This is a genomic window from Thermocatellispora tengchongensis (assembly GCF_014202315.1).
GTDB lineage: Bacteria > Actinomycetota > Actinomycetes > Streptosporangiales > Streptosporangiaceae > Thermocatellispora > Thermocatellispora tengchongensis.
This window is the reverse complement of the sequence record NZ_JACHGN010000007.1, coordinates 1-14,918: the sequence shown is the minus strand read 5'-3', so window position 1 is coordinate 14,918 and position 14,918 is coordinate 1. Positions and strand designations below refer to the sequence as shown.

At 72.4% G+C, this 14,918-nt stretch carries 17 protein-coding genes; 11 read left to right on the top strand and 6 right to left on the bottom strand.

What is annotated here, in order from left to right:
- Window positions 1–375: 375 nt before the first annotated feature.
- Window positions 376–618 carry a hypothetical protein gene (locus HNP84_RS17285; RefSeq protein ID WP_185050780.1) on the top strand — a complete coding sequence of 81 codons (243 nt, stop codon included), beginning with the start codon at window positions 376–378 and terminating at the stop codon, window positions 616–618.
- Here the strand turns inward: HNP84_RS17285 and HNP84_RS17280 are convergent.
- On the bottom strand, window positions 572–1,180 hold the full coding sequence (locus HNP84_RS17280) for an ArsR/SmtB family transcription factor (protein ID WP_185050779.1): 609 nt from the start codon (window positions 1,178–1,180) through the stop codon (window positions 572–574). The genes HNP84_RS17285 and HNP84_RS17280 overlap by 47 nt on opposite strands.
- 297 nt (window positions 1,181–1,477) lie before the next feature.
- Here HNP84_RS17280 and HNP84_RS17275 point away from each other — a divergent pair, with 297 nt between their 5' ends.
- Together HNP84_RS17275 and HNP84_RS17270 are read left to right on the top strand one after the other, a co-directional pair.
- Window positions 1,478–2,248 (top strand): class I SAM-dependent methyltransferase, encoded by a 771-nt coding sequence (locus HNP84_RS17275; protein ID WP_185050778.1) that lies wholly within the window; start codon window positions 1,478–1,480, stop codon window positions 2,246–2,248.
- Between the two features lie 149 nt (window positions 2,249–2,397).
- On the top strand, window positions 2,398–3,948 hold the full coding sequence (locus tag HNP84_RS17270) for a hypothetical protein (RefSeq protein ID WP_185050777.1): 1,551 nt from the start codon (window positions 2,398–2,400) through the stop codon (window positions 3,946–3,948).
- Window positions 3,949–3,969: 21 nt separating this feature from the next.
- Here HNP84_RS17270 and HNP84_RS17265 read toward each other — a convergent pair whose 3' ends face one another.
- Window positions 3,970–4,737 (bottom strand): hypothetical protein, encoded by a 768-nt coding sequence (locus HNP84_RS17265; protein WP_185050776.1) that lies wholly within the window; start codon window positions 4,735–4,737, stop codon window positions 3,970–3,972.
- A 129-nt stretch (window positions 4,738–4,866) separates the two neighbouring features.
- Window positions 4,867–5,799 carry an aldo/keto reductase gene (locus HNP84_RS17260; protein ID WP_185050775.1) on the bottom strand — a complete coding sequence of 311 codons (933 nt, stop codon included), beginning with the start codon at window positions 5,797–5,799 and terminating at the stop codon, window positions 4,867–4,869.
- A 156-nt stretch (window positions 5,800–5,955) separates the two neighbouring features.
- On the opposite strand from HNP84_RS17260, the gene HNP84_RS17255 reads away from it, so the two are divergent.
- Window positions 5,956–6,411: a hypothetical protein gene (locus HNP84_RS17255; protein WP_185050774.1), complete on the top strand. Its 456-nt coding sequence runs from the start codon at window positions 5,956–5,958 to the stop codon at window positions 6,409–6,411.
- Window positions 6,412–6,471: 60 nt separating this feature from the next.
- A complete protein-coding gene (locus HNP84_RS17250) occupies window positions 6,472–7,248 on the top strand; it encodes an aldo/keto reductase (RefSeq protein ID WP_185050773.1) in 777 nt (258 codons plus the stop codon).
- Window positions 7,249–7,283: 35 nt separating this feature from the next.
- On the opposite strand, the gene HNP84_RS17245 is transcribed toward HNP84_RS17250, so the two are convergent.
- Both HNP84_RS17245 and HNP84_RS17240 read right to left on the bottom strand, forming a co-directional pair.
- Complete coding sequence (locus HNP84_RS17245) at window positions 7,284–7,709, bottom strand: DUF6157 family protein (protein WP_185050772.1); 426 nt, start codon at window positions 7,707–7,709, stop codon at window positions 7,284–7,286.
- A gap of 11 nt (window positions 7,710–7,720) precedes the next feature.
- A complete protein-coding gene (locus tag HNP84_RS17240) occupies window positions 7,721–9,592 on the bottom strand; it encodes an ABC transporter ATP-binding protein (protein WP_185050771.1) in 1,872 nt (623 codons plus the stop codon).
- A 95-nt stretch (window positions 9,593–9,687) separates the two neighbouring features.
- On the opposite strand from HNP84_RS17240, the gene HNP84_RS17235 reads away from it, so the two are divergent.
- From HNP84_RS17235 to HNP84_RS17210, 6 genes are all read left to right on the top strand, one after another.
- Window positions 9,688–10,365, top strand: coding sequence for a response regulator (locus HNP84_RS17235; RefSeq protein WP_185050770.1), 678 nt, complete (start codon window positions 9,688–9,690; stop codon window positions 10,363–10,365).
- Between the two features lie 31 nt (window positions 10,366–10,396).
- Entirely contained in the window at window positions 10,397–11,098 is a 702-nt protein-coding gene (locus HNP84_RS17230; RefSeq protein WP_185050769.1) for a group II truncated hemoglobin, read from the top strand.
- A gap of 79 nt (window positions 11,099–11,177) precedes the next feature.
- Entirely contained in the window at window positions 11,178–11,639 is a 462-nt protein-coding gene (locus HNP84_RS17225) for a hypothetical protein (protein WP_185050768.1), read from the top strand.
- Entirely contained in the window at window positions 11,636–11,941 is a 306-nt protein-coding gene (locus HNP84_RS17220) for a winged helix-turn-helix domain-containing protein (RefSeq protein ID WP_312925052.1), read from the top strand. The genes HNP84_RS17225 and HNP84_RS17220 overlap by 4 nt, the downstream gene beginning before the upstream one ends.
- Window positions 11,934–12,815 (top strand): ABC transporter ATP-binding protein, encoded by an 882-nt coding sequence (locus HNP84_RS17215; RefSeq protein WP_185050767.1) that lies wholly within the window; start codon window positions 11,934–11,936, stop codon window positions 12,813–12,815. The genes HNP84_RS17220 and HNP84_RS17215 overlap by 8 nt, the downstream gene beginning before the upstream one ends.
- On the top strand, window positions 12,812–13,993 hold the full coding sequence (locus tag HNP84_RS17210) for an ABC transporter permease (protein ID WP_312925050.1): 1,182 nt from the start codon (window positions 12,812–12,814) through the stop codon (window positions 13,991–13,993). Before HNP84_RS17215 ends, HNP84_RS17210 begins: the two co-directional genes overlap by 4 nt.
- A 4-nt stretch (window positions 13,994–13,997) precedes the next feature.
- Here HNP84_RS17210 and HNP84_RS17205 read toward each other — a convergent pair whose 3' ends face one another.
- Window positions 13,998–14,396 (bottom strand): hypothetical protein, encoded by a 399-nt coding sequence (locus HNP84_RS17205; RefSeq protein ID WP_185050766.1) that lies wholly within the window; start codon window positions 14,394–14,396, stop codon window positions 13,998–14,000.
- Between the last annotated feature and the right edge of the window lie 522 nt (window positions 14,397–14,918).

The following is a 14,918-nucleotide window of genomic DNA, read 5'->3' as shown; positions in this document are numbered from 1 at the left end:
CATCGGCTACTGTTCTATTCCAATTAAATAGAACGGCTTCCCGGGATCAGGAGGTACGAGATGGAGCATGGCGACCACTTCAACGAGCTGGCGGCCCCCACCGGGACCCGGCCGGACCCCACCCCGCACCAGGCCGCGGCGGGCCGCCCCATGGCGGAGCAGGCCAAGCCGGGGCACGACCGTGCGGCCGGACGGGCGGGGGTGGAAGTCGGCCGGACGGCCGGAGGAGCCGGGGCCGAGGTCGGCCGTGCGGCCAATGGTGCGGTCGATGCGGCGGCTGGCGTACGACGTGGGGTTCGGGCTGCCCGACGAGGCCGACCGGGCGCTCGCCCGCCGCCACACCCTCGCCGCCGCGAACAAGACGGGGACGCGGCCGTGGCGCGGGTCGAGTACGAGATCACCGCCGAGCGCGCGGTGTTCCGGTTCCGGCGCATGTCCTCGGACCCGTCGGTCACCGGGGTGCTGCGCTACCGCAACCCGCGCGGCCGCACGCTCACCGCACACGGCGGCCTCGCCCCCCGGACCTCCGCCGAGGAGTGGATCGAGGTGCCGATCGCGATCGACGCCGTGGTCACGATCGAGCAGGCGGGCCGGGCACCGGCGCGGCGGCCGGGGTGACCAGGAGAGTGCCGGCGTACCAGGTGCCCTCGTCGTCGGCGGGGGCGCCGTCGCCGAGGAACTCCTCCATCAGCTCGGCCGCCCGCCGCCGGAACTCCGCGGCCCGCTCCGGCGACAGCCGGCGCTGCCGGTTCAGCAGCAGCACCGGGCTCTCGGCGGCCAGCGCCGCGTACGCGTCGAGCTGCCGGTCCACCAGGTCGTGCACCACGCCGGGCAGCGGCGCGTGGGCGCGGGCGAGAGGGTGCCCGCGCAGCGCGGGGGAGAGCCGGAAGGAGGAGTAGCGCGCCCGATAGCTGTGCTCCACCCGGGTGCCCACCGTGTGCTGCCCGGCCACGGTGAGCAGGCCGTGCTCCTCCAGCTTGTGCACGTGGTAGTACAGGCGGCCCCGGGGCCTGCCGACGGCCTCGGCCAGCTCGGTCACCGTACGCGGCTCGGCGGAGGTCAGCAGCAGCAGCCGGAACCTGAGCGGGTCGTACACGAGCTGCAGGATCTTGGGGTCGTCGATCTCGTAGGACTCGCCCCCCGGAGAGTCGATCGCGAGCGGAGCGGGATCGGTGGCCACGGGGGTCCTGCCTCCTTCGGCGCGGGTTGCTTCCACCACTGCCGAACACTAGCGGTACCGCCGCCCCCGAAATGCGGGTGCTCGGCCGGAGGGCCGTGTGTTAGCGTCGGCGGTGCTCGATCCGCTTCGACCGTGAAGAAGGCGATGCCATGGTCACCCCCCGGATTCACCGGGGCGGATGACGATCCGGCCGCGACCGCGCGGCCGTCTCAGGCGCGTTCGCGCCCGCTCGTCTCGTCGTGCCCCGGTACACGCGCAGTTTCGGCAACTTCGTCGTGAACATTTGGAGCACACCAATTGGCAGCACAGCCGACGTCCGCGTCGTGGTACGCGGACTTCTTCACCCATCTGCCCAACGCCTTCTGGCGGGCGGCGGTGCCACCGGAGCGCACCGAGGCCGAGGCCGGCTTCGTCGCCGAGGTCTGCGGGCTCCGTCCGGGGGCCCGGGTCCTGGACGTCGCCTGCGGCAGCGGGCGGCACGCGCTCGAACTGGCCGCGCGCGGCTACCGCGTGACCGGCATCGACGTGTCGCAGGAGGCCATCGGGTACGCCCGAGCGCGGGCCGCCGAGCGCGATCTCGACCTCGACCTGCGGGTCGGCGACATGGCCGATCTGCCCGCGGCACTGCCCGCCGGGCTGAGCGCCGACGCCGCGATCTGCATGGGCAACGCGTTCGGCTACCTGGAACACGAGGCCACCCGCCGGTCCCTGGCCGGGCTGGCCCGCATCGTCGCGCCGGGCGGCGCGCTGGTGCTGGACTACGGGTTCGCCGCCGAGTCGATGCTGCCGGGCGTCTCGCTGGAGGAGCAGCCGCTCACCATCGGCGGCATCGAGGCCGTCCAGGTCAACGAGTACGACGTCATGGGCGGGCGCTGGATCACCGCCTTCACCTTCCGCCGCGGCGACGAGGTGCACCGCGGCACGTCGGTGCAGCACGTCTACACGGCGGCCGAGGTCGCCCGGCTCGTGATCGCGGCCGGCTTCGGCGGCGTCGAGATGTACGCCGGCACCGACCGCGCGCCGTACCGGCTCGGCAGCCCTCGCCTGCTGCTGGTGGCACGAAAGTAGTTCTGCCTGCAAGCACCGCGAACCAACCGATCATCGCGGTCATCCAAGCAAGGGAAATCCCGGTACCGCCGCCGGCGGTACCGGGTCATGCCGGATAAGGCGATCGGCGTGGTGGGGTCGGATGCGGACATCGACACGGGAGTTCCAGCATGGCCGTGAAAGTGATCATCGAAAAGGTCGCCCGTCCGGGGCTGTCGGCACAGCAGGTGCGGGAGGTGGCCGGGGCGCACCCTGACGTCCTGGCCCACCTGGCCACCGTGGACACCGAGCGGCTGATCGTGGGCGACGCCGTGGCCCTCGGTCATGACCCGGGCGACGACGCGGAGTTCCGGGCCAACGTCTTCGACCCGGTGACCAACCGGGGCGTGGAACTGCGCGGCACCCTGGACCGGCCAGAGCAGGCGCTGGTGCTCCCCACGGCGTACCGGCCGAACCCGGGTCAGGAGGAGCTGGCCGCCGCGGCCGAGATCCTGCGCGCCGACCCGCGCTTCCCGGCCGGCGACGACGTGATCGTCTACCGGCCGATGCCGCCCCTCGCCGACGTGGAGAACCCCGACGGCACCACCACCCGCCGCCCCACCCTCGGCGTCTACACCCCCTCCGACGAGAGCAGGAAGCACCGCATCGTCGCCGTGGACGTCGCCGGCGGCACCGTGGACTGGTCCCCGGCCGGCGTCGCCGCCCACCACCCGGGCGACTGCGAGTCGCACCTGCCCGTGGGCATCGACCCGCTGCGCGACCGCGGGGGCCCCGACCAGGTGCGGCTGCGCGTCGTGGACGGCGACACCGAGCTGTGGAACGCCATCGTCGTACGCCCCCGCGCGTCCTCGCCGCAGAACCCGGGCGACGGCTCCGGCGTCGAGCTGCGCGACGTGCGCTACCGGGGCCGCATCGTCTTCCGCCAGGCCCACGTGCCGATCCTCAACGTCCAGTACGAGGAGGACGGCGTCACGTACCGCGACTGGCAGAACGAGGAGACCCGCTTCTCCGCCACCGGTGACGACCCGGTGGGCTGGGGCTGGCGCCTGTGCACCAAGCCGCCGCGCACCATCCTGGAGCGCGCGGACAACGACGCAGGCAACTTCCAGGGCGTCGCCTTCCACTACGCCGACGGCGAGCTGCGCATCGTCAGCGAGATCGCCGCGGGCTGGTACCGCTACGCCTCGGAGTGGCGGCTGTGCGACGACGGCACGGTCAAGCCCCGCTTCGGCTTCGCCGGCGTACGCAACCCGCGCACCTGCATGCGCCACCGCCACCACGTCTACTGGCGCTTCGACTTCGACATCGAGGGCTCGGCCAACGACGTGATCGAGCAGTTCAACGACACCGGCTCCACGATCCCCCAGCCGGTGCCGATCGTGCAGGAGGTCTCGCGCAAGCGCAAGGCGCCGGCCCGCTACTGGCAGATCACCGACAAGGCCAGCGGGCGCGGCTACCAGATCCACCCCGGCGAGCACGACAACACCACCGACCCGTACGGCGTCAGCGACCTGTGGTTCCTGCGCCACCACCCGGCCGAGCTGTGGGACGGCAACCCCGGGCCCAACAACCAGGCCAGGCTCAACCGCTTCCTCAACGGCGAGAGCCTGACCGGCACCAACGTGGTCGTCTGGTACGCGGGCCACTTCCGCCACGACCAGAACGACCCCGAGCCCCACCAGGGCCACATCGTGGGGCCCGACCTGATCCCCGTCCCGTAGCCGACGGCACGTCCGCCGGGCTCAGGCGTCGCCGAAGACCTCCCAGACCTCGTTGAGCTGGTTACTGGCCGGGGTGTAGTCCACCTTGGCCAGTACCGGGTAACGCTGGGGCTTCAGCGCGCGGGTGAGGTAGGCGGTGGCGCAGGGCTTGGTGCCCAGGCCGTCGCGGTCGGCGTTGGGGTGGTTCGCCAGCCAGGGGTCGGCGCACCGCCGGGTGACGCGGTTGAAGGTCACGTGGGTGTGGTGCAGCCGGATGGTCCGGCCCGCCCGGGTGAACAGGATCGTGTCGTCGTCGGCGCGCTTGATCGTGCCGTACGCGGCCGTGGTGCGCGTGGGGGCCGCCAGGAACTCCTGCACGCGGGTGGCGGCCGAGGCGCCGGAGAGCGTGATCTTGACGGGGGTGGGCCCCAGGCCGAGGACGAAGTCCAGGTCGGCCGGGCCGCACTTGGTCGTGCCGAGCCCGGCGGAGTCGAGCCGGACCACGCCCTCGGTCTCCTTCAGGTCGCAGGCGGCGGTGATGCGCTGGAAGGCGGCGTTCGCGTAGCCGATGCGGCGCTCCCGCGCGCCGGGGATCGGGGTGAGCCTGTAGCGGACGACGCCGTACTGCTTGACCCGGGTCGCCTTGGCGGGTGTGATCCGCAGGGCCCGGGGGCCGTCCTGCCAGGCGAAGCCGTAGACCGCGGTGGTCGTGGCCGCGGTGGTCGTGGCGGCAGGCGCGGCCGGCGCCGCCTGGGCCGTCGGCGCGGCGGCGCAGACGGCGAGCGTGGCGAGCGTGGACAGTGCAGTCACTTTCGTTACTGCGGTGAGCGTGGTGGCCGGCCCCATGCGGCGGGCCCGTCTCGGTGGCATGGATGTTCCCCCTTCTCCGTACGTTAGGACTCGCTCACCGCCCCGGGGGTTCACCGCACGGGCCGCTGTTCACTCACCCTTGGTGATCTGGTCGATCTCCGCGAGGGCGCGCTCGTCCGGACGCCAGGCGCCGGCCGCCGCGTTGGCCTTGACCTGCTCGGGCCTGGTCGCGCCCGCGATCACCGAGGAGACCTGCGGCTGGGCCAGCAGCCAGCCGAAGGCGACGTCCAGCAGGGTCACGCCCTCGCGCTCGGCGAAGGCCGTCAGCCGCTCCACCACGTTCAGCCGCTCGTCGGTGATGTACTCCGGCCGGGAGGCCAGGCGGGTGCCCGGCGGCGGCTCCTCGCCACGGCGGTACTTGCCGGTCAGCAGGCCGATGGCCAGCGGGAAGTACGGCAGCAGGCCGATGCCGAAGTGTTCCAGCGCGGGCGTCAGGTCGGACTCGATGGCCCGGTTGAGCAGGCTGTACTCGTTCTGCGCGCTGATGAAACGCTCGTGCCCGCCGGTGCGCGCGACCCACTCGGCGTCGGTCACCTGCCAGCCGGCGAAGTTGGAGGACCCGATGTAGCGGACCTTGCCCTCGCGTACCAGCTCCGACAGCGCGGCCAGCGTCTCCTCCACCGGCGTGGCCGGGTCGGGGCGGTGCACCTGGTACAGGTCGATCCAGTCCGTACGCAGCCGCCGCAGCGACCGCTCCACGGCCTTGCGGATGTACCGGCGCGAGGTGCGCGCCCCCCAGTCGGGCCCGTTGGCCCCGCGCGTGTCCATGCCGAACTTCGTCGCCAGCACGACCTCATCGCGCCGTCCCTGCAGCACCTCGCCGAGGAACGCCTCCGACTCCCCGTAGATGTCGGCGGTGTCGATCAGTGTGATCCCGGCGTCGAGCGCGGCGTCCACGACGGCCCGGGTCGCCTCGACGTCGATCCTGCGGCCGAAGTTGTTGGCCCCCAGGCCCACCGCCGAGACGACCAGCCCGGAGTCGCCCAGACGGCGATATGACATATCGGACACGATTTTCTCCCTCACGTCTCCCCGGCCATTTTGCTCCGCGGCGCATGGGTGATCGGTGGCGGGGCATGCCTACCCGCCGTGCCGCGACTTGGCGCGGCAGTGAGAACCGTGAAAGATTTTGGGCGCAACGAACCATCGGGAGATTCCGTGACGACATCCGCCAAGCCCCCCACGACGTCCGCCACGAGTGCCCCGGCGACCACCAAACCCGCCAATGCCACTCCCGTGGCGCGGCCCGAGGAGATGCCGCCCGCCCTGGCGGCGATGATGACCGAGGACGAGTCGGTCGCCGCGAGCGCGGAGGCCGCGCGCTGGCGCTACGGCTTCTTCGTGGTGCTGATGGGGCTGGCCGCGATCCTGATCGGGTTCGTCGTCGTCACGATGCGGGGCGGCGACGCCTCCGGCCCGTTCGCCGGGCTGGTCGGGGTCTCCGGCGCGATCATCGGGGCGTACTTCGGGGTCCAGGTGGGCCAGTCGGGCAAGGACCGGGTCGAGGCCGAGCTGCGGCGTACGAACGACATGGCGATCCGGCTCGCGGCCAAGGTGCACGCGCACGACGCCGACGCAGTGATCAACGCGGTGCTCCGGCCGCGCCGCCGCTGACCCGGGGCGCTGAGCCGGGGCGGCGGGTCCGCACGCGGCGCCACGGGGCAGAATGGGCCCATGGTGGAGCTGCGCCCTGATTCGACGGTGAAACTGGCCGGTGACGCGGAGATGCCGATGCTCGGCTTCGGCACCTGGCAACTGCGCGGGCGGCAGGCGTACGAGGCCGTGCGCACCGCGCTGGAGCTGGGCTACCGGCACATCGACACGGCCACGATGTACGGCAACGAGGCCGAGGTCGGCCGGGCCCTGCGCGACAGCGGCCTCGACCGCGGCGAGGTGTTCGTCACCACCAAGCTGCCCCCGCGCGAGGCCGGCCGAGAGCGTGAGGTCATCGCGCGGAGCCTGCGCGAGCTGGGCACCGACTACGTGGACCTGTGGCTGGTGCACTGGCCGCCCGGCGGGCGCGAGCTGGTGCCGACCTGGCGCGAGTTCCTGGCGGCCCAGGAGCGGGGCCAGGCCCGCGCGGTCGGGGTGAGCAACTACAGCCTGGCCCAGATCGACGAGCTGACCTCGGCGACCGGCGTCACCCCGTCGGTGAACCAGATCCCGTGGAGCCCGTCCGGACACGACGCCCGGCTGCTGGCCGGGCACCGCGAACGCGGCGTCGTGGTCGAGGGCTACAGCTCCCTCAAGGCCACCGACCTGCGCTCCCGCACACTGCGCGACATCGCCGACCGGCACGGCGTCACGCCGGCCCAGGTCGTGCTGCGCTGGCACCTGGAGCAGGGCATCGTGATGATCCCCAAGTCGGCCCGGCGCGAGCGCATCGCGGAGAACTTCGACCTGTTCGGCTTCGGCCTGGACGACGCCGAGATCGCCGCCATCGGCGGGTAGGCGCTCATCGCCCCTGGCTGCGGTGCTCCGGGCGGTCAGGCCCGCTTGGAGCGCATGGCCTTGAGCACCTTCACGCCCGGCCGGCCCGCGGCCAGCGCGGCGTACTCCGCCGAGTCGCGGGGGACCAGCGCGATCCGGCCCTCCGCGTCGAACAGCAGCCCCCACCCGTACGTCTTGGGCAGCGGGGAGGCCCGCAGGCACGCCTGCGACCGGGAGAAGAAGCGGGCGCGCAGTTCCGCCCGCTCCTCCTCCGAGGGCGGGTGCGGCAGTTCCTGCCGCGCCAGCCACGTCTCGAACAGCACGTCCTCCTGCGTCAGCCGGTGGGGCGCGTCCGCGAGCATCTCGTACTGGAGCACGGCGACGGTCTTCTTGCCGCCCCGGGCCACCGGTACGACGCCGCCGGGCGCGGGGCAGTCATCGGCCACCGCGATGAAGGTGTCGTAGTAGTTCAGATCAGTCATCGCACGCCATACTAGGCGGCCAGCGGCTGGTCGAACTGCGTCGCGTACAGCTCGGCGTACCGGCCGCCGGCGGCCAGCAGGCTCGCGTGGGTGCCGCGCTCGACCACCCGGCCGTCCTCCACCACCAAGATGAGGTCGGCGGCCCGGATCGTGGAGAGCCGGTGCGCGATCACCACCGCCGTACGCCCCTCCAGGGCCTCGCCCAGCGCCTCCTGCACCGCCGCCTCGGAGGTGGAGTCCAGGTGGGCGGTGGCCTCGTCCAGGATCACCACCCGGGGCCGGGCCAGCAGCAGCCGGGCGATGGTGAGGCGCTGCCGCTCGCCGCCCGACAGCCGGTAGCCGCGCTCGCCCACGATCGTGTCCAGGCCGTCGGGCAGCCCGGCCACCAGGTCGGCGAGCCTGGCGCGGCGCAGCGCGTCCCACAGTTCGTCCTCGGTCGCCTCGGGCCGGGCCAGCAGCAGGTTCTCGCGCACCGACTCGTGGAACAGGTGGCCGTCCTGGGTGACCATGCCGACCGTCTCGCGGATCGAGGCGCTGGTCAGGTCGCGTACGTCCACGCCACCGAGACGGACGGCGCCGGCGTCCACGTCGTACAGGCGGGGCAGGAGCTGGGCGATCGTGGACTTGCCCGCCCCCGAGGAGCCCACCAGCGCCACCATCTGACCGGGCTCGGCGCGGAACGACACGTCGTGCAGCACCTGCACGCCGCCGCGGCTGTCGAGCACGGCGACCTCCTCCAGCGAGGCGAGCGAGACCTTGTCGGCGGCCGGGTAGGCGAAGGACACGCCGTCGAACTCCACCGAGACCGGGCCGTCGGGGACGGGGCGGGCGTCCGGCCGTTCCTTGACCAGGGGCTCCAGGTCCAGCACCTCGAAGACCCGCTCGAAGCTGACCAGCGCGCTCATCACCTCCACGCGGGCTCCGGCGAGCGCGGTGAGCGGGGCGTACAGGCGGGTGAGCAGCAGGGCGAGCGCGACGACGGCGCCCGGCTCCAGGCTCCCGGCGAGCGCGAAGAAGCCGCCGAGGCCGTAGACCAGCGCCAGCGCCAGCGCCGAGACCAGGGTGAGCGCGTTGACGAACACCGACTGCACCATGGCGGTGCGCACGCCGATGTCGCGCACCCGCCGAGCCCGCGCGGCGAACTCCGCCGACTCGCGGGCCGGGCGGCCGAACAGCTTCACCAGCGTCGCGCCCGGGGCCGAGAACCGCTCGGTCATGCGCGTGCCCATCACCGCGTTGTGGTTGGCCGACTCGCGCTGCAACCTGGCCAGCCTGGCGCCCATGCGGCGCGCGGGCAGCACGAACAGCGGCAGCAGCACCAGCGCGAGCAGGGTGATCTGCCAGGAGATGCCGATCATCACGACCAGCGTCAGCGCCAGCGTCACCAGGTTGCCCGCGACCCCGGACAGGGTGTTGCTGAAGGCGCGCTGGGCGCCGATCACGTCGTTGTTCAGCCTGCTGACCAGGGCGCCGGTACGGGTGCGGGTGAAGAAGGCGACCGGCATGCGCTGCACGTGGTCGTACACGGCGGTGCGCAGGTCCAGGATCAGGCCCTCGCCGATGCTCGCCGACAGCCAGCGGGTCAGCAGGTTCAGCCCGGCCTCGGCCACGGCCAGGCCCGCGATCAGGGCCGCCAGCCCGACGACCACGCCGGAGGGCTCACCGCGTACGATCGCGTCGATCACCCGGCCGGCCAGCACCGGCGTGGCCACCGCCATCGCCGCCGTGACCACGCTGAGCACCAAGAAGAAGGTCAGCATGCGCCGGTGAGGGTGGGCGAAGCGCCAGATGCGGCGCAGGGCCGCCCGGGAGAACGGCCGTTTGTCCTGTTCCGCGTGCATCGCGTTGTAGAGCGAGTTCCACGCGGTCACTTCCATGCTCATCGGGGCTCACGCGTTCCTTTCGTCAGTCACGAGCGTAGAACCTGAAGTTAAGTTCAGGTCAAGGGCGCCGGGGCGGGGTGCGACATGCTGGACGGGTGGACACAACGGCACGAATCCTCGTGGTGGACGACGAGCCGCAGCTCCTTCGCGCGCTCCGGATCAACCTGGCCGCCCGGCACTACGACGTGGCGGTGGCCGCCGACGGCGGCGCGGCGCTGCGGCAGGCGGCCGACTGGCATCCGGACCTGATCGTGCTCGACCTCGGCCTGCCCGACATGGACGGCGTGGACGTGATCCACGGCCTGCGCGGCTGGACCGGCGTGCCGATCATCGTCCTGTCCGGGCGCGACGGCGGCGCGGACAAGGTGGAGGCGCTGGACGCGGGCGCCGACGACTACGTCACCAAGCCGTTCGGCCTGGACGAGCTGCTGGCCCGCATCCGCGCCGTCACCCGGCGCGCGGCGGCCGGGAGCGAGGCGCCGGCGCGGGTCACGATCGGCGATCACCTGGTCGATCTGGCCGGCAAGACGGTCACCCCGCCCGTGCGCCTGACGCCCACCGAGTGGCGGCTGCTGGAGATCCTGGTCCGCAACCCCGGCAAGCTGGTCACCCAGCGCCGGCTCCTCACCGAGGTCTGGGGCCCCGCGTACGTCAAGGAGACGCACTACCTGCGGCAGTACCTGGGCCAGCTCCGGCGCAAGCTGGAGCGCGACCCGGCCCGCCCGCGTCATCTGATCACCGAACCCGGCATGGGATACCGCTTTACTCCTTGATGTGATTACAAGATTACACAACAATGGCGTCATGATCGTAGAACTCATCCGATATGACGTCCCCGAGGACCGGCGGCCCGCCTTCGAGGAGTCGCTGGCCGCGGAGCTGCGCCGGTCGGCCGACTGCGCCGACTACGAGCTGCTGCGGGCCGGCGACGGGCACTGCCTGCTGCGGGTCAAGTGGGTCACCGACGCCGGGCCCGCCTGGACCTTCGCCGAGGAGCACATCACCTCCCGTGCCCGCTACACCTCCACCCGCGTCGCCGGCCAGGGCGGCTCGGTGCCCACCCTGTACGAGTGGGCGGGCGGGGCCGAGGCGTTCGAGCGGCTGACCGAGGTCTTCTACGGCCACGTGAAGCGGGACGAGGTGGTCGGCCCGCTGTTCGCGCACATGGACCCCGGCCACCCCCGCTACGTCGCCATGTGGCTGAGCGAGGTCTTCGGCGGTCCCGACAGGTACTCGCGCGAGCGCGGCGGGTACGCGCACATGCTCGCCCAGCACCTCGGCAAGGCCATCACCGAGCGGCAGCGCCGCCGCTGGGTGAGCCTGCTCATGGACGCGGCCGACGAAGTGGGCCTGCCCTCCGATCCGGAGTTCCGCGCCGCCTTCGCCGGCTACATCGAATGGGGCACCCGCCTGGCCCTGTCCAACTCCCAGCCGGACGCCACCCCGGTGCAGCAGGCGCCCGTCCCCCGCTGGGGCTGGGGGGTGGCGCCGCCGTACGTGCCCTGACGATCCTCCCTCCCTCATCTACTTGAACCGCGGTTGAGTACTTGCTAGCGTATTGAGTAGATGAGGTGAGGAGGAGCACGTGAACGCGAGAGACGACATCGGTCACGACATCACTCCCGACGCCGCGCTGCGCGAGATCGACCGGGTCTCCGGCAGCGTCCGCAGATCCACCCGGTGGGCCGGGCGATGGCTGCTGGTCCTGGGGCTGGGCACGATCGTCTACTGGCTGGTCATGCTGCTCGGCCCCGGTTCGCTGGCCGTGGTGGCCGCCTGGGCCTGGATCGCCTTCACCATCGCCGGATGCGTCTACGTCTTCCGCAAGAACGTCTACGACCGGCTGACCTGGCGGCTGCAGTGGCCGGTCACGGGGGCCTACGTCCTGGCGGTGGTCCTGACCGTGCTGTTCGCCAACGTCATGCCCGAGCGGGAGCCGCTTCCGGCGGGCTGGGTGCTCGCCGCGGTGCTGGCGGCCGTGCTGTGCGGCACCCCGCCGCTGTACGGCGCGTGGCGGTTGCTGCGCGCCGGGGGCGAGGAACGGTGACCCACCCACGCCACGGGCTCAACGAGATCATCCACGCGCCCGTGCGGCTGTCGATCATGGCGGCCCTGGCCCCCGTGGAGAAGGCCGAGTTCCGTTTCCTGCGCGACACCATCGAGGTCAGCGACTCGCTGCTGTCCAAGCACATGCTCACGCTGGAGGAGGCGGGCTACGTGCGGGTGGAGAAGGCGTTCGTCGGCAAGCGACCGCGCACCTGGCTCGCCCTGACCGAGGAGGGGCGCGCCGCCTTCAAGGAGTACACGTCCGTGCTACGGCGGATCACCGAGGGGACCCTCCATGCTTGAGGCCGAAGACCTGCACAAACGCTACGGCGACACGATCGCGTTACGCGGGGTCGCGCTCAGGGTGCGCCCCGGCGAGATGTTCGGCTTCGTCGGCGCCAACGGCGCCGGCAAGACCACCACGATGCGGATCGTCATGGGCGTGCTCGGCCCCGACTCCGGCGAGGTGCGCTGGCGTGGCGAGCCGGTGACCGCCGCCGCGCGGCGCGGGTTCGGCTACATGCCCGAAGAGCGCGGCCTGTACCAGAAGATGCGGGTCGCCGAGCAGATCGCGTACTTCGGCCGGCTGCACGGCATGACCGCGGCCGAGGCGAAGTCCGCGACCGGGGCGCTCATGGAGCGCTTGGGCCTCACCGAGCGCGCCGGCGACCCGGTGGAGGCGCTGTCGCTGGGCAACCAGCAGCGGGTGCAGCTCGCGGTGGCGCTCGTGCACGACCCCACGCTCCTCGTGCTGGACGAGCCGTTCTCCGGCCTCGACCCGATCGCGGTGGACGCGCTCGCCGAGGTGCTCGCCGAACGCTGCCGCGCGGGCGTACCGGTGATCTTCTCCAGCCACCAGCTCGACCTGGTGGAGCGGCTGTGCGACTCGGTCGGCATCATCGCCGCCGGGCGCATGGTCGCCGCCGGGCCGGTGGAGGAGGTCCGCGCCGCCGAGGGCCGGCGCTCGCTGCGCGTCGTCGTCCGCGACCCCGCCCCCGGCTGGGCCGACGGCCTGCCCGGCGAGGTCACCGCCGACGGCGACGGACGCCAGGTGCTGCGCACCACCGAGGGAGACGACCAGGCCATCCTGGCCGCCGCGTCGCGCGCGGGCCGGGTCGAGCACTTCGGGTGGGAGCAGCCCACCCTCACCGAGATCTTCCGGGAGGCCGTGGCGTGAACAGCACCATCGCGAACGCGCTTCTGGTCGCGCGGCGCGAGATCTCCGTACGGGCGCGCACCCGCGGCTTCCTGGTCGGGCTGGCGCTCAGCGCCCTGCTCGTGGCCGCGCTGCCGGTGATCCCCAAACTGTTCGGCGGGCCCGACTCGTACGCGGTGGGCCTGGTCGGCGCGCGGTCGGCCGCCCTGGAGCCCGCCGCCAGGGCCCTGGCCCCGGGCGAGCAGATCACGCTCACCTTCACCCGCCTCCCCGACGAGCGCGCCGCCCACGCCGCGATCACCGCCGGCGACCTCGACGCCGCCGTGGTGGACGACGGCAGGCTGCTCGCCGACGGCGACCCGCCGCAGGAACTCGGCGCCCTGCTCCAGGGCGCGCACCGGGCGGTGCAGACCGAGCAGCGCCTGCGCGCCGCTGGTCTCGACCCGGCCCGGGTCACCGAGGCCATGCGCGTCCCGCCGCTCACCGAGGTCTCGGTCAGCACCGCCGGCGGCGACTCCGGCGTACGGGCGGGGGTGGCCATGCTGCTCGTGCTGACCCTGTTCTTCCTGCTCATCTCGGCCGTCACCCAGGTCGCGATGGGCGTGGTGGAGGAGAAGGGCAGCCGGATCGTGGAGCTCCTGCTCACCTCGATCCGGCCCGGGGAACTCCTCGGCGGCAAGATCCTCGGCCTGGGCGCGCTCGGCCTGCTCAACCTGGTCGTGGTCATCGCCGCGGGCCTCGGCTCCGCCCTCGCCACCGGCCTGGCGGGCGACCTGCCCGACGGCATGACCGGGATCGTGCTCGGCGCCCTGGCCTGGTTCCTGCTCGGCTACGCCTTCTTCTCCGCCCTGGCGGCGGCCCTCGGCTCCCTGGTCTCGCGGCAGGAGGAGGTCTCCAGCGTGCTCACGCCCATGACCACCCTGCTGACGGCGGCGTACCTGGTCGCCTTCTACGCCGTGACCGAGCCGGCGGGCACGCTCGCCCGGGTGCTGTCCCTGGTCCCGCCGTTCTCCTCGATGGTCATGCCGGTGCGCACCGCGGCGGCGGACGTGCCGGTGTGGGAGGTGGGCGTGGCGGCCCTGCTCATGCTGCTCGCCGTGGCGGTGGTGCTGACCGCGGGGGCCCGCATCTACCGCAGCGCCGTGCTGCGTACGGGGGCGAGGCTGCGCCTTCGGGACGTCCTGCCCGCCGCCCGCTAGGGGCTCACCGGGGCAGGGTGCGGCTGACTCCCGCGCACCGCCGCCCCCGCCCGGTGGGCGCGAGCGTCCGCATGGGCTGCTGCTCCAGCGCGGCGACCAGCGCCTCGGCCGTACGGGCGTCGGAGAGGATCTGGTTGACCTGCTTTCCCTCGGGCATCTGGCCGCGCTTGGCCAGCTCGTCCTTCAGGAAGGTCAGCGGCTCCGGCGCCCCTGCGGCCTCGGCCGCCACCGTCGCCCGCGCCGCGGTCAGCAGCCGCAGGTAGTACGCGCGCAGCGTCGCCTCCCGCATGCGCGCGTGCTCCAGGTCGTCGAGCAGGGTCCGCGCGACCTCCACCAGGTCCCCGGCACGGGTCGCCTCTGCGGCGATGTAGGCGCGGATGTCGTCGAACTCCGAGCGGGTCATGGGCGGACACCTCCTGGACGGAGAGGGCTCGTGCCTACTTCGTACCGGGACCCGATTGCGGACGACTTGCCGTCCGGTTGCTCGCCGGGCGTGTTTGAGGGGACCTAGGGCAGGGAATGGTTCGCGAGTTACCTGAGTGGCGCGTGGCACGCCGCGACTGCTGCTAAAGTTCTTCCCGCAGGACGGCGCGCGAGCGCCCGGCTGCCCCCTCTCACTCCCACCGGGCCATCCGGTCGCTTTGACGCGGCCGTGATGCGAAGGTAAGTTAGAGGGGTTGCCCTGGAACCGGTAGGAGCCGGGGCGGCCGGAGTTCTCCCGGGAACCGCGATTTGACGAAAAACGCGGGAAACGGGATAGAATAACGGCACAACGAAACGAACGAAACGCCCCGGAGTTTCCGGCCGATAAACCCGGATACGATGGAGTTCGCGTCCGTTTCTTGAGAACTCAACAGTGTGCTAAAAGCCAGTGCATGATGCACAACCCCGTCCCCCGCGGGTTCGTGGGGAACGGATTCCTTTG

Coding starts and splice junctions, on each gene's coding strand:
- HNP84_RS17270 (WP_185050777.1), top strand. CDS start 2,398: ATGGCCGTGAAAGTGATCATCGAAAAGGTCGCCCGTCCGGGGCTGTCG.
- HNP84_RS17205 (WP_185050766.1), bottom strand. CDS start 14,396: ATGACCCGCTCGGAGTTCGACGACATCCGCGCCTACATCGCCGCAGAG.
- HNP84_RS17245 (WP_185050772.1), bottom strand. CDS start 7,709: ATGACTGATCTGAACTACTACGACACCTTCATCGCGGTGGCCGATGAC.
- HNP84_RS17260 (WP_185050775.1), bottom strand. CDS start 5,799: ATGTCATATCGCCGTCTGGGCGACTCCGGGCTGGTCGTCTCGGCGGTG.
- HNP84_RS17250 (WP_185050773.1), top strand. CDS start 6,472: ATGGTGGAGCTGCGCCCTGATTCGACGGTGAAACTGGCCGGTGACGCG.
- HNP84_RS17215 (WP_185050767.1), top strand. CDS start 11,934: ATGCTTGAGGCCGAAGACCTGCACAAACGCTACGGCGACACGATCGCG.
- HNP84_RS17240 (WP_185050771.1), bottom strand. CDS start 9,592: ATGAGCATGGAAGTGACCGCGTGGAACTCGCTCTACAACGCGATGCAC.
- HNP84_RS17230 (WP_185050769.1), top strand. CDS start 10,397: ATGATCGTAGAACTCATCCGATATGACGTCCCCGAGGACCGGCGGCCC.